Origin of the sequence: Pantoea sp. (assembly GCF_039594315.1) — a bacterium.
Classification (GTDB): domain Bacteria; phylum Pseudomonadota; class Gammaproteobacteria; order Enterobacterales; family Enterobacteriaceae; genus Pantoea.
In genome coordinates, this window is the sequence record NZ_JBCNNP010000005.1 from 1 (window position 1) to 13,512 (window position 13,512).

At 54.2% G+C, this 13,512-nt stretch carries 15 protein-coding genes; 10 read left to right on the top strand and 5 right to left on the bottom strand.

All coding sequences use genetic code 11. From position 1 onward, the window contains the following. Positions 1 to 98: 98 nt before the first annotated feature. Complete coding sequence (gene cspD, locus ABDW13_RS05355; protein ID WP_343551402.1) at positions 99 to 320, top strand: cold shock-like protein CspD; 222 nt, start codon at positions 99 to 101, stop codon at positions 318 to 320. A 92-nt stretch (positions 321 to 412) separates the two neighbouring features. On the opposite strand, the gene ABDW13_RS05360 is transcribed toward cspD, so the two are convergent. Beyond that, entirely contained in the window at positions 413 to 2,053 is a 1,641-nt protein-coding gene (locus ABDW13_RS05360) for an ATP-dependent endonuclease (RefSeq protein ID WP_343551571.1), read from the bottom strand. A gap of 137 nt (positions 2,054 to 2,190) precedes the next feature. On the opposite strand from ABDW13_RS05360, the gene ABDW13_RS05365 reads away from it, so the two are divergent. The 3 genes from ABDW13_RS05365 (at position 2,191) to ltaE (ending at position 5,982) form a co-directional block, all read left to right on the top strand. Beyond that, a complete protein-coding gene (locus ABDW13_RS05365; RefSeq protein ID WP_343551403.1) occupies positions 2,191 to 3,087 on the top strand; it encodes a lysine exporter LysO family protein in 897 nt (298 codons plus the stop codon). Between the two features lie 102 nt (positions 3,088 to 3,189). Beyond that, positions 3,190 to 4,911, top strand: coding sequence for a ubiquinone-dependent pyruvate dehydrogenase (gene poxB / locus ABDW13_RS05370; protein WP_343551404.1), 1,722 nt, complete (start codon positions 3,190 to 3,192; stop codon positions 4,909 to 4,911). Positions 4,912 to 4,980: 69 nt separating this feature from the next. Continuing rightward, on the top strand, positions 4,981 to 5,982 hold the full coding sequence (gene ltaE / locus ABDW13_RS05375) for a low-specificity L-threonine aldolase (RefSeq protein ID WP_343551405.1): 1,002 nt from the start codon (positions 4,981 to 4,983) through the stop codon (positions 5,980 to 5,982). A gap of 13 nt (positions 5,983 to 5,995) precedes the next feature. On the opposite strand, the gene ABDW13_RS05380 is transcribed toward ltaE, so the two are convergent. Beyond that, positions 5,996 to 6,820: an N-acetylmuramoyl-L-alanine amidase gene (locus ABDW13_RS05380; RefSeq protein WP_343551406.1), complete on the bottom strand. Its 825-nt coding sequence runs from the start codon at positions 6,818 to 6,820 to the stop codon at positions 5,996 to 5,998. After that, the gene (locus ABDW13_RS05385; RefSeq protein ID WP_343551407.1) at positions 6,820 to 7,140 is read right to left on the bottom strand and encodes a heavy metal-binding domain-containing protein; all 321 of its coding nucleotides are present in this window, start codon (positions 7,138 to 7,140) and stop codon (positions 6,820 to 6,822) included. Before ABDW13_RS05385 ends, ABDW13_RS05380 begins: the two co-directional genes overlap by 1 nt. A gap of 108 nt (positions 7,141 to 7,248) precedes the next feature. On the opposite strand from ABDW13_RS05385, the gene ABDW13_RS05390 reads away from it, so the two are divergent. The 6 genes from ABDW13_RS05390 (at position 7,249) to artJ (ABDW13_RS05415) (ending at position 11,758) form a co-directional block, all read left to right on the top strand. Continuing rightward, positions 7,249 to 7,788 carry a lipoprotein gene (locus tag ABDW13_RS05390; protein WP_343551408.1) on the top strand — a complete coding sequence of 180 codons (540 nt, stop codon included), beginning with the start codon at positions 7,249 to 7,251 and terminating at the stop codon, positions 7,786 to 7,788. A 239-nt stretch (positions 7,789 to 8,027) separates the two neighbouring features. After that, the gene (artP, locus tag ABDW13_RS05395) at positions 8,028 to 8,756 is read left to right on the top strand and encodes an arginine ABC transporter ATP-binding protein ArtP (protein ID WP_343551409.1); all 729 of its coding nucleotides are present in this window, start codon (positions 8,028 to 8,030) and stop codon (positions 8,754 to 8,756) included. 15 nt (positions 8,757 to 8,771) lie between these two features. Continuing rightward, positions 8,772 to 9,503, top strand: coding sequence for an arginine ABC transporter substrate-binding protein (gene artJ / locus ABDW13_RS05400; RefSeq protein ID WP_343551410.1), 732 nt, complete (start codon positions 8,772 to 8,774; stop codon positions 9,501 to 9,503). Positions 9,504 to 9,509: 6 nt separating this feature from the next. After that, positions 9,510 to 10,223 carry an arginine ABC transporter permease ArtQ gene (gene artQ / locus ABDW13_RS05405; protein ID WP_343551411.1) on the top strand — a complete coding sequence of 238 codons (714 nt, stop codon included), beginning with the start codon at positions 9,510 to 9,512 and terminating at the stop codon, positions 10,221 to 10,223. 3 nt (positions 10,224 to 10,226) lie between these two features. Next, positions 10,227 to 10,895, top strand: a complete 669-nt coding sequence (gene artM / locus ABDW13_RS05410) for an arginine ABC transporter permease ArtM (RefSeq protein WP_343551412.1) — start codon at positions 10,227 to 10,229, stop codon at positions 10,893 to 10,895. A gap of 131 nt (positions 10,896 to 11,026) precedes the next feature. After that, a complete protein-coding gene (gene artJ, locus ABDW13_RS05415) occupies positions 11,027 to 11,758 on the top strand; it encodes an arginine ABC transporter substrate-binding protein (protein WP_343551413.1) in 732 nt (243 codons plus the stop codon). Positions 11,759 to 11,821: 63 nt separating this feature from the next. Here the strand turns inward: artJ (ABDW13_RS05415) and rlmC are convergent, their stop codons facing one another. Together rlmC and ABDW13_RS05425 are read right to left on the bottom strand one after the other, a co-directional pair. Then, entirely contained in the window at positions 11,822 to 12,958 is a 1,137-nt protein-coding gene (gene rlmC, locus ABDW13_RS05420) for a 23S rRNA (uracil(747)-C(5))-methyltransferase RlmC (RefSeq protein ID WP_343551414.1), read from the bottom strand. 48 nt (positions 12,959 to 13,006) lie between these two features. After that, a complete protein-coding gene (locus tag ABDW13_RS05425; protein ID WP_343551415.1) occupies positions 13,007 to 13,474 on the bottom strand; it encodes a YbjO family protein in 468 nt (155 codons plus the stop codon). Positions 13,475 to 13,512: the final 38 nt, after the last annotated feature.

The window sequence follows — 13,512 nt, forward strand, 5'->3', positions numbered from 1 at the left end:
TTCTACTAACACAAGCTGATTGAGTTTTAAACAAACTCGACTCACAGCTTCAATGACCTCACCTACTTATCAAAATGTCTTGCGAGGGAAGTAAAAGCATGGAGACGGGTACAGTAAAATGGTTCAACAACGCCAAAGGCTTCGGGTTTATCTGTCCGATCAGCGGCGGCGACGATATCTTCGCACACTACTCCACGATTCAGATGGAGGGATACAGAACGCTGAAAGCTGGCCAGCAGGTTCAGTTCGATGTCCATGAAGGACCAAAAGGCAATCATGCGAGCTTGATCGTGCCTTGTGAAGCCACGCAAGTCGCGTGACGCGCCTGCCACTTCACTTATTCTGACCACTCCCGAAAAAAAATGCCAGCCGCAGACGCTGGCATTTTTATTTTGCGAATTTTACCTGCGTCTCAATCCGCCCGGCCCCGCGCCAGCCACATTACCCGCGCAAACAGTTCATCCAGCAATGGCGGAATCGCTTCCGGCCCGCGCTCTGCCGCCGCCATTGCGATAGCAATCGCCAATTCAGGTTTCGAGCTGTGATGAATCGCTTGAGTAATAATACGCCGTGCATTCACAGGCGCGTTTAACGGCTGGTGCGCCACCTGATGATAAACCTCGCTAAAACCGTGTTTATAGAGGAAATGCTCGATGTCCGGTGCCGGGAATTGCGTAAGGTGGTCAGCCTCGTGTGCGTGTTCAGGCAATTGGCTACGCGCGGTGGCGGCATATTTGCTGCCCGCCTGATCGCCATCAGTCAGCACATGCCAGGCGATGCCCATGCGGCGAGCAAACTTCAGTAGCGGTTTTAGGCCAGATTGCGCAAACTCGATCACTTTCACGCCTTCCGCGGCAAAATGATAACCACGCTGGCGCGCCAGTTCATTGATAATCCACACTTCGGTTTCGCCTTCTACCAACAGCCAGCAGCGGGCAAACAGTGCCGAAGGACGATTCACCCGGATGTGAAAACCGATACGCCGACTCTCTTCAGCACTCAATCCTTCTGGCCCGATGCGCCAGGCCGCCACACGCTCTGGTTCGCGCACTAAACGGCAGATATTCTCCAGCGGCACCTGCGAAAGCAGTTCACCGGAATTGGTGGTGGCGATTTTTTGCAGCGGCATCAGTTCGAGTAAATTCCACGCCACTGACAACATGATTGGATGCAGGCGCGTTTCGGGATCTTCCACCAGCAGCAGCGGTTGCGCGCCCGCAGGCAACGGTTCATTGCCATGTGCCTGAATCAGTAATGAGAACATCCGTAGCAAGATTACCTGGCGACTGCGCGATTCAGTGCCAGCAATCAAATGGTTGAGCTTATCCAGCGAACGCCAGCCCTCGCTGCTATCGCGCACCTGCGGTGCAACGCGCGCCGCGCTACTGCCGGATTGTTGTACCAGAAAATAGTGTTCCAGCAGTTGCTGCATGGTATGCAATCCCTGACGCAGCAAATCGTCACTCAAGGTTTGCGGTCGCACCACCAAATCGCGCGTCAACTTTTCCACTTCCTGCGCTAACGCGGTCAAGGTTGAGGCGCGGCGATCGGCATCCTCTTCCGCATGGCGAGCGCGGCGACCAAAACGCGCATCGCGTAATCGCAGCACCGGATAATACGCGCGCAAATGCGCCAGCGCCGCTTCAGTGCCCTCCATTGGCAGCACATCGCCTTGTGCATCAATAAAGCGCCAGCTGGTTTTAACGCCACGATCCTGGCGTTTAGCGCGCGTGCTGAAACGGATAAAACGGCCATTCTCATCGTGCTGCCAGAACGGTTTAAACAACGCATGTTGCTCTTCACTCTGCGCACGAAAGCAAAAGATGATTTGCAAATGGCGCATGCGTGCATCCACATCGCCGGGCGGGAAATGAAAATCGTGTTCGGTAAATTGATAAGGTTCAGCGGCAGGCGCCAATAGCAGCGTTAAGGCATCCAGCAAGCTTGATTTGCCCCACGCATTTTCACCAATCAATAGATTAGTGGCGGTCAACGGCAATGCCAGCCGATTGATGCCGCGAAAACCGTGAATATCGATATGTTCCAGAATCATCATACAATCCATCCAGTGCTTTGCCTGAGCATGGTTCGCCACGTTACGTTGGTCAAGTCAGCAACAGGGGAAAAGGTTTACACTTCAACTGTTTTTCGCTAGCGTGGCTGCCCTTTTGCCACGGATGGAATGCCGCCATGTACGGATTGATCATCATCTTATTGCCGTTAATTCTCGGTTATCTGTTGCCTTTACGCAGCGCGGGCCTGCTACGGCTGGTTGCACGCACACTCAGCGCGCTGGTGTATATCATTCTGTTCTTTATGGGCACCAGCCTGGCGTTTCTCGACAATCTCAGTAGCAATTTGCTCGCCATCTTCCATATCGCGCTGGTCAGCATGCTGTGCATTCTCGCCTGCTCGCTGTTGGCGTTTTGGCTGCTGGAGAAGCGCGTGCCGTGGCACCACGCGCACAAAGCGCAAGCGTTGCCATCGCGTCTGCACATGGCGCTGGAATCGCTCAAGCTGTGCGGTTCCGTGTTAGCGGGCTTTTTGCTGGGATTAAGCCAATGGGCGCCGCTGCGTCACGCTTCTACTATCAGCGAATACGCTTTGATGCTGATGCTGTTACTGGTCGGTATTCAGTTACGCAGCAGCGGCATGACGTTGCGTCAAATCACCATTAATCGTCGCGGCATGTTGGTGGCGCTGGTGTCGCTGTGCAGCGCCTTGATCGGCGGCGTATTAGCGGCATTGTGGCTTGATCTGCCGATCAAAACTGGATTGGCCCTCGCCAGCGGTTTCGGCTGGTATTCGCTTTCGGGCATTTTGATGAGCGAATCGTTCGGTCCGGTGATTGGCAGCGCGGCGTTCTTTAACGATCTGCTGCGTGAACTGATTACCATCATGCTGATCCCGCTGCTGATTACTCGCCAGCGCAGCATGACATTGGGCCTAAGCGGCGCCACGTCGATGGATTTCACCTTGCCGATTTTGCAACGCACCGGCGGCATGGAGATCGTGCCGGCGGCGATTGTGCACGGGTTTATTATGAGCCTCTTAGCACCGATTCTTATCGCCCTGTTCTCGGCCTAGCGCATTTTTTCACGGCTGCCCGCCAGCGCTATCGTCTACGCTTTCTGACTGACACGTTTCCGCCATCGGCATGGATGGCTCGACACCAGAAAGGAGCAAACGATGAAGCAAACTGTGGCAGCGATGCTGGCTAAAACCCTTGAAAACGCCGGTGTGAAACGCATTTGGGGCGTCACCGGCGATTCCCTTAACGGGCTAAGTGACAGCCTGAATCGCATGGGCACCATTGAATGGATGCCGACTCGCCATGAAGAAGTGGCGGCCTTTGCGGCGGGCGCAGAAGCGCAAATCAGCGGTGAACTGGCGGTGTGCGCGGGTTCCTGCGGTCCGGGCAATCTGCATTTAATCAATGGCTTGTTTGATTGCCATCGTAACCACGTTCCGGTGCTGGCGATTGCCGCCCATATCCCTTCCAGCGAAATTGGTAGCGGTTACTTCCAGGAAACCCATCCGCAAGAATTGTTCCGCGAATGCAGCCATTACTGCGAGCTGGTCTCCAATCCCGAACAGTTGCCGCAGGTGCTGGGCATCGCGATGCGCAAAGCGATTCTCAATCGCGGCGTGTCGGTGATTGTGATTCCTGGCGATGTGGCGCTGCAACCGGCACCAGAAAGTGCGCGCAGCGAGTGGTATCCGCCGCAATTGCCGCATGTGGTGCCTGCCGCGAATGAAGTGGCGCGATTAGCCGAAACGCTCAATGCTGCCGAAAACATTACCTTGCTGTGCGGCAGCGGTTGTGCCGGAGCGCACGCCGAAGTGGTTAAACTGGCAGAAACATTAAAAGCGCCAGTGGTGCATGCGATGCGCGGTAAAGAGCACATCGAATATGACAATCCGTATGATGTCGGCATGACCGGATTGATTGGCTTCTCATCCGGTTTCCACGCCATGATGAATGCCGACACCTTGGTGCTGCTCGGTACGCAATTCCCTTATCGCGCCTTTTATCCGGCCGATGCCAAAATCATTCAGATCGATATCAATCCGGGCAGTTTGGGTGCGCACAGCCACGTGGACATGGCGCTGGTAGGTGATATCAAAACCACCTTACATGCGCTACAGCCCCAGCTCACCAGCAAAACCGATCGTCAGCATCTGGACAAAGCGCTGGAACATTATGTTGATGCGCGCAAAGGGCTGGATGACTTAGCCACCGCCAACGACAAAATGCCGATTCACCCGCAATATCTGGCGCAACAAATCAGCGCCTACGCCGCAGAAGATGCCATTTTCACCTGCGACGTCGGCACACCCACCGTGTGGGCGGCACGTTACCTGAAAATGAATGGCAAACGCCGTCTGATCGGTTCGTTTAATCACGGCTCGATGGCCAACGCCATGCCACAAGCATTGGGCGCGCAAGCGCTGGATAAGCAGCGTCAGGTGGTCGCGTTATGTGGCGATGGCGGCTTTAGCATGTTGATGGGCGACTTCATTTCGGTCGCGCAGTTGAAGCTTCCGGTGAAACTGGTAATTTTCAATAACAGCGTGCTGGGTTTTGTGGCGATGGAGATGAAAGCCGGCGGTTATCTGACTGACGGCACCGATCTGGAAAACCCGGATTTCGCCGCCATCGCGGCGGCCTGCGGTATCAAAGGCATTCGCGTAGAGAAAGCCTCTGAACTCAATGGCGCATTACAAGAAGCTTTTGCCCACGATGGACCGGTGCTGCTGGACGTGATCACCGCCAAAGAAGAGTTATCGATGCCACCGCAAATCAAAGCCGAGCAGGCCAAAGGTTTCAGCCTGTACATGATGCGCGCGATTCTGAATGGTCGTGGTGACGAGATCGTAGAACTGGCGAAAACTAACTGGCTGAGGTAAAACAATTCTCAGGCCAAACATCATGATAACGCGGGCGCTTTGCCCGCTTTTTTATTTCAGGAGAGCGACGTGATCGATTTACGCAGTGATACCGTAACCCGCCCAAGTGCTGCCATGTTGGATGCCATGATGGCGGCGGAAACCGGCGATGATGTCTACCGCGATGACCCCACCGTCCACGCACTGGAAGTCGAAGCGGCCCGTTTAAGTGGCAAAGCCGCTGCCCTGTTCTTTCCTACCGGCACGCAAGCCAATCTGGTGGCGCTGCTGTGCCACTGCCAGCGCGGCGATGAATATATCGTTGGTCAGCAGGCGCACAACTACAAATACGAAGCCGGCGGCGCGGCGGTACTGGGCAGCATCCAGCCCCAACCGATTTTGCATGCCGAAGATGGTTCGCTGCCGCTGGCTGATATTGCCGCAGCGATTAAACCCGATGATTTCCACTTCGCGCGCACACGATTGTTAAGCCTTGAAAACACTCATCATGGAAAAGTATTGCCGCTTAGTTATCTCGAACAAGCGTGGAAATTAACGCGTGAGCGCAAGCTGGCGCTGCACATTGATGGCGCACGCATTTTCAACGCGGTGGTCGCGCAGAATGTTGAGCTGGAAGCCATTGCACGCTATTGCGATACATTGACTATCTGCTTGTCAAAAGGTCTGGGCACGCCGATTGGTTCGCTGCTGTGTGGCGATGAAGACTACATTGAACAGGCGCGTCGCTGGCGCAAAATGACCGGCGGCGGCATGCGCCAGTCGGGAATTCTCGCGGCAGCAGGTTTGTATGCCTTGAAGCACAACGTGGCGCGTCTGAAAGACGATCATGACAACGCGGCGTGGTTGGGCGAACAGCTCAGCGCGATTGGCGTTGAAGTGCTCAACCAGCACACCAACATGCTGTTTGTGAAAGTGCCAGAACAGCAAGTTGAAGCGCTGAAAAGCTGGATGCAATCTGGAGACGTGCTGATCAGCGTCGGCGCAGTAACACGTATTGTTACGCATCTGGATGTGACGCGTCAGGATCTGCAACGTTTAGTGGCGCACTGGCAGGCGTTCTTGCAGCAATAATTGAAGCGGCGCATTATTGCGCCGCACCGTATTTCGCTAACAACGCGCGCGCAATAGCCAGCGTTTCCGCATCGGCAACACCGCGATAATCGCGTGTACGGAAATGCATCTGAAACGCCGCGATCAGCTTACGCTGCATCTGCGGCGTCGTTGCCGCAGCCACGTCATAGCCATAGTGTTGCAGCGCATCCAGCAATTCCGTCTGATCTACCGCTTCATCCCGCGATCGCCCAGCAAGATAACGCTGTACCGTTGCTGCGTCTGGCCACGCACCTAAACCTTGTTCCGCCAATTGCTGCCACGGAAACAGCGGACCGGGATCCTGTTTGCGCTGCGGCGCGATATCGCTGTGCCCCACCACATTTTCCGGCGTGATGGCGTAACGCTGGGTGATGTCTTTGACCAGCGCCACTAAGCTGCTGATTTGCGCCGGGGTAAACGGCTGCCACTGCAATCCGGTTAAAGTACGGCGATAACCGCTGTTGACGATTTCGATGCCAATTGACGTGTCATTGATGCGTGTGGCGCCGCGCCAAAAACTCGGCCCCGCATGCCAGGCAAGCTGCTGTTCAGGCACCAGTTGCCAAATCACGCCCTGGCCGTTTTTCTGCGGCGGCTGTTGCGGAATTAAATAATGCGCACTGACTTCACGATCGGTGAGCGTGGCCAGTGAACTCGAAAAATCTTCGGCGGTGTAATGGATCACCACCACTTTAATACGGGGCCGCGCGCCTTGTGCCGGATGCGCGGTATCAACCCAATAACCGTGACGCGCTTCGATGGAAGATTGGCAAGCGCTGAGCAGCAACGCCAGCGCCAGCATAACAATGACGCGCATTAACGGATGATCACCGCAGTGCCGGTGACGCTGACCATCAACATGCTGCTGTCCTTGCCCACGGTTTCGTAGTCGATATCAATACCAACCACCGCATTGGCGCCCAACGCTTTGGCCTGCTCTTCCAGCTCTTTAAAGGCGATTTGGCGTGCTTTGCGTAGCTCTTTTTCATAGGCACCGGAACGACCACCGACGATATCGCGAATGCCAGCAAAGAAGTCACGAAAGATGTTGGCACCGAGAATCGCTTCACCGGCAACCACGCCGCAATATTCACTGATGCTGTGTCCTTCCAGCGTTGGGGTAGTGGAAAATTTCATCATTGTCTCCTTTTCTGAATCAGCGCGTTATAGCTCTTACCGCGTAAAAGCAAGGCTATACTCTATGCTAAAAATGGCGCTTTGCCAGTGAACAATAAGGAAATCGAGATGAAAAACAATGCCTTTGCGCTGCTAATTCCCGCTGCGTTACTGCTAAGTGCTTGTACTACCGTTGAGCCAGTGATTAAGGATAATGGCCCGCGCACCGCTGCCTGTGTCGATGGCGGCCCGGATAGCGTGGCGCAGCAGTTCTACGATTTACGCGTCAGCCAACCGACACAAGGTTTGCCCGATAGCAACACGCTGGCGAAATATCGCCCGTACCTCAGCGATCGTCTGTATCAGAAACTGTTGAGCGCCAGCAGCCAGAATCCAAAACCGGCAGTATGGAGCCAGGGCGATCTGTTCTCCAGTAATGCGCAAGGCCCAACGTCGGCGGATGTCGCTAGCGCCTCGACCATCCCGAACCGCGATGCGCGCAACATTCCGCTGCGCGTCGAGTTAAGCCGCGACAACAAAAGCTGGCATGACGAAGTGCTGATGATCCATGAAGGCACCTGCTGGGTGGTGGATGATGTGCGTTACGTCGGTGATGTTCCCCATGTAGGCGGCGGTTCGCTGACCCAGTTGCTGGAAGCGAAGAAATAACCGTTCACTTTTCCAGCACTCAATTTTATTGATAAGCGCGCCGCATCTTTACGGCGCTTTTTGTTAATTTGGCGTGAATTAATTGCGCCTCTTCAGCCCTTCCCCGCCTTGAGTTGCGCGATATTGTGCTACGCTTTAGACGTTTCACTGCTCTTTAATAAATATTAACCCACCACAATTGCATAACTATTCTGGTGACGTTAAAATCCGCGACACTAATTACTATTCATTTTTTGCGCATGAGTATTCAACTAAACGCCATAAACTGTTTTTACGGTGCCCATCAGGCACTGTTCGATATCAACCTGGCTTGTCCGCAGGGTGAAACGCTGGTGTTGCTCGGCCCAAGTGGCGCGGGTAAAAGTTCGCTCCTGCGCGTCCTGAATCTGCTGGAGCAGCCGCGTTCCGGCACCCTGCAGATTGCCGGTAACCAATTCGATTTTACTAAAGCGCCTTCCGATAGTGCGATTCGCGAGTTACGCCAAAATGTCGGCATGGTATTCCAGCAATACAATCTGTGGCCGCACCTTTCTGTGGTGCAAAACCTGATTGAAGCGCCGTGCCGCGTACTGGGTCTCAGCAAAGATGCCGCGCGTGCGCGAGCTGAAAAGCTGCTGGAGCGCCTGCGTCTGACGCCCTACGCCGATCGTTTCCCGCTGCATCTGTCCGGCGGTCAACAGCAGCGCGTGGCGATTGCCCGTGCGCTGATGATGGAGCCGCAGGTGCTACTGTTCGATGAGCCGACCGCCGCGCTGGATCCGGAAATCACCGCCCAAATCGTCAGCATTATTCGTGAACTGGCACAGACCAACATCACGCAAGTGATCGTGACACACGAAGTGGAAGTGGCGCGTAAAACCGCCAGCCGCGTGGTGTACATGGAAAACGGTCATATTGTTGAGCAAGGCGATGCCAGCCACTTTACACAGCCGCAAACCAGAGCGTTTGCTAATTATCTTTCGCATTAAGTCAGGATGCTTCTAATGAAAAAAGTTGTAATTGCTGCATTACTTGCTGGTCTGAGCCTGAGCGCCTCCGCTGCGCAAACCCTGCGTTTTGCTACCGAGGCTTCTTATCCTCCGTTTGAATTTGTCGATTCCGACAACAAAATTCAGGGCTTTGATGTCGATCTGGCCAACGCACTGTGTAAAGAGATGGATGCAACTTGCACCTTCACCAATCAGGCGTTTGATAGCCTGATCCCAAGCCTGAAATTCCGTCGCTTTGATGCGGTAATGGCTGGCATGGACATCACGCCAGATCGTGAGAAGCAGGTGCTGTTCTCCAAGCCGTACTACGACAACTCCGCCATCTTCATCGCGCAGAAAGGCAAGCTGGCTGACGTTGCCGCGCTGAAAGGCAAACGTGTTGGCGTTCAAAACGGCACCACGCACCAGAAATACCTGTCTGATAAACACAGCGACATCACCGTTGTGCCTTACGACAGCTATCAAAATGCGGTACTGGATCTGAAAAATGGCCGTATCGATGCGGTATTTGGTGACACCGCGGTGGTAAACGAGTGGTTGAAGCAAAACACCAACCTCGCGCCGCTGGGTGAGAAAGTGACTGATAAAGATTACTTCGGCACCGGCTTAGGCATCGCGGTTCGCCAGGGCAACACCGATCTGCAAGGCAAGTTCAACGCTGCACTTGAGAAGATCAAAGCCGATGGCACCTACAAAACCATCTACAGCAAATGGTTCCAGCAGTAATTTCTAATGAATGAAATGATTCCACTCGCAAGCGCCGCCGGGATGACCGTCGGCCTTGCCGTTTGTGCTTTGATCGCCGGCCTTGTGCTGGCGATGATTTTTGCTGGCTGGGAATCGCTGCGCTGGAAGCCGCTGGCGTGGCTCGGCACTGCTTTGGTGACCTTGATTCGTGGCCTGCCAGAAATTCTGGTGGTGCTGTTTATCTATTTCGGCGCCTCACAACTGTTGTTAACGCTCTCCGACGGTTTCCACATCAATCTCGGCTTGTTCAATATTCCGGTGCAGGTGCAGATTGAGAACTTTGATGTCAGTCCTTTCCTGTGCGGCGTGATTGCGCTGGCGATGCTCTATTCCGCCTATGCATCGCAAACGCTGCGCGGCGCGCTGAAAGCGGTGCCGGTGGGACAGTGGGAATCAGGTCAGGCGCTCGGCATGAAGAAATCGGCGATTTTCTTGCGCCTGATTATGCCGCAGATGTGGCGTCACGCCTTGCCAGGCTTGGGCAACCAATGGCTGGTGCTGCTAAAAGACACCGCGCTGGTTTCGCTGATCAGCGTGAATGATCTGATGCTGCAAACCAAAAGCATTGCCACGCGCACGCAAGAACCTTTTACCTGGTATCTGGTGGCGGCGGCGATCTACCTGATTATTACGCTGTTCAGTCAGGCAGTGCTGCGCCGTATTGAATTGCGCACCACGCGTTTTGAGCGAGGAGCCTAACGCATGCTTGATTACTTACCCGAGCTGCTTAAAGGCTTGCACACCAGCCTGACGCTGACTGTCGCCTCGTTGATTGCGGCGCTGATTTTGTCGGTGCTGTGCACTATCGTGCTAGCGCTGAAATTGCCAGTGCTGAATTGGCTGGTAAAAGGCTACATCACGCTGTTTACCGGCACGCCGCTGCTGGTGCAAATCTTCCTGATTTATTACGGTCCCGGCCAGTTCCCGAGCATCCAGAGCATTCCGTGGCTGTGGCATTTGCTGTCACAACCGTGGTTATGCGCGTTGCTGGCCCTATCACTGAACAGTGCCGCTTACACCACGCAATTGTTCTACGGTGCAGTGCGCGCCATTCCTTCCGGTCAGTGGCAATCCTGTGCCGCGCTGGGAATGAATCGCAAAGATACGCTGCGCATTCTGCTGCCGTATGCTTTCAAACGCGCCCTATCGTCGTATTCCAACGAAGTGGTGTTGGTGTTCAAAAGCACCTCGCTGGCGTACACCATTACGCTGATGGAAGTGATGGGCCACGGACAGCTGCTGTATGGGCGTACTTACGATATTTCAGTCTACGCGGCAGCAGGCTTAATCTATCTGGTAGTCAACGGTTTGCTGACGTTGATGATGCGTTTGGTTGAGAAGCGTGCCCTCGCGTTTGAGCGCCGTAACTAATCCCCTACACGGGCGATGAACGTATCGCCCGCTTCAAGTTTAATTTTTTAAGCATTTTTATTGAATACAAATTCATTAACTGGCATCTTGTAACCCGTTCTATCTCTGGCATGGTTTACAGGAGTGATATAATGAAAAAATGGATCGTTGCCGCTACATTGGCAACTCTGGCAATGAATGCTTATGCGGCTGAAAAAATCCGCTTCGCCTCTTCCGCAACCTACCCGCCGTTTGAATCACTCGATCACGACAATCAAATTGTCGGCTTTGATATCGATCTGGCCAAAGCGCTGTGCCAGCAGATGAAAGCGGATTGCACCTTCACCAATAACGCTTTCGATAGTCTGATCCCTTCGCTGAAATTCCGTCGCTATGACGCGGTAATTTCCGGCATGGACATCACCGCCGATCGCAGTAAGCAGGTGGATTTCACCCAGCCTTATTACGCCAACTCGGCGATTGTGATTGCGCACAAAGGGAACTATAGCGACTTTAGCCAGCTCAAGGGCAAACGTGTTGGCGTCGAGAACGGCACCACGCACCAGAAGTATCTGCTGGAGAAGCATCCCGAAGTGATTGCCGTGGCGTATGACAGCTACCAGAATGCGATTCTCGATCTGAAAAATGGTCGCCTGAACGGCGTCTTTGGCGACAGCGCGGTGGTGAACCAGTGGCTGAAGGCCAACGATGATCTCAGTGCGGTTGGCGAGCACATCACCGACACCGAATACTTCGGCACCGGTTTAGGGATTGCGGTGCGTAAAGGCAATGAGCCGCTGCTGAAAGAGCTTAACGGCGCATTAGAGGCGCTGAAAGCCAATGGCAGCTGGCAGCAAATCAATCAGAAGTGGTTCCCGGAATAAGCATTATGGAATGGCGTGGCGTCATGCCTGCCAGGTTCTGCACGTCCTCCGTGCAGGTTAGCGCTACGCCGTTCCGCCCTTCCGGGTTAATAAAGTTAACACTTCAAAATGCGCGGTATGCGGGAACATGTCGAAAAGCTGCACGCGGCTAACGTCATAATCCGCCAAACGCGCAACATCCTGCGCCATGCTCGCTGGATTGCAGCTTGAGTAGAGAATGTAATCCGGTGCCATCTGGCTGAGATAAGTACAGAGTTCAGCGCCAATCCCGCGACGCGGCGGGTTTACCAGCACCAGTTGCGGCACCTGTTCACGCGAGGTGGCAAACTGGGTTGAATCCAGCGCGGCAAAACTGACTTTCTCCAGACCCAGCTGCTGCGCCGACTGCTGCGCACAAGCAATCGCTTCGGCACTGATTTCAATACCGGTGAGCTGCATGTCTGGCGTAGCGCAGTGCAAGCCAAAACCGCCCACGCCACAAAACAGATCCCACATGCTACTGACCGGCAACTGCGCCACCCAATCACGCGCAGTGGCATAAAGGTTGGTAGCCACCTGAGGATTGGTCTGGAAGAAGCTTTGCGGACGGATATACAGCGGCACCTGATTAAAGTTCTCTGCCAGCGCCTGATCTGACGTCAACGCGATCTCTTCATCACCTTCTAAAATCGCCATGTGCACCGGCTGAATATTGGCGGAAATCACCTTCAACTGAGGCAACTGCTGTTGCAGCCACGGCAGTGCTGCGCGCAGTTGCTGCAACTTGGTGGTGGAACGCAATACAAAGCGCAGCATCATGCCGCCCTGCGTGCTCTCTGTCAGCAACAGAAATTTCAATTCACCGCGTTTGCGCGCCACGTTATACGGCGTTAATCCCGCGCGAGCGATAAAGGGTTTGAGCACCGCAAATACCGCGCTGAAGCTGTCGGGATACAGCGGGCACGCACACAAATCCACCGGGTCACCATCACGCGCCACCATGCCAAAAATCGGTCGTTCCACGCTGCCACTTACCACCATCTTGGCTTTATTCCGCATCCCTTGCTGCGCAGATTCCACTGGCGGCAGCCATTGCTCGACCGGCTTTTCAGCCAGCAACTGTTCGAGCAACGATTGCTTGTCGTTGAGCTGCTGCGGATAAGGTTTTTCCAGCCACTGGCATGAGCGACAGCGACCGGCATCATAAAGCGCGCAATGCATGGAAAGGCCTGTAATCAGAATCGGGAGAAAAAATGGGGGGCGATTGTATCACCGGCGACGGAAAAAAGCGCGACTGCTGGCGGGCACAAACAGCAGCAACAACACCAGCACATCGGGCAATTTTTGCATCAGTGTGTGATGGATGATCTGCGCGTTACTTTCACCGGGAATGCTGAAGATTTCCGGGTAGATCCAGTCAACCGACGCCATCAGCATGTAGATCAGCACAATAATTTGTGTCGCCACATAACCCCAGCGTCCACGATTGCTGCCGCGCATCAAGGTAAAGGCGCAACGCAGTTCAAACAGGAAGATCAGCTGGCTGGCGATAAATATCAGAGTGGAATCCCAGGCTTGCGCACTGCGATGGACAAAATTGGCGATTTCGTCGTAACCCAGTTCGTTGGCCAGCATCAACACGCTAAGGCAGCGCGTGACGATAATGGCACTACCCGCCACCATCACAGGAACGGGCGCGGCATTAAGTAATGAACTGTTTTTCAAGGTTTCCGACATGGTTTAACTCCGTAACCATAATAAAACGGGCTGATAAA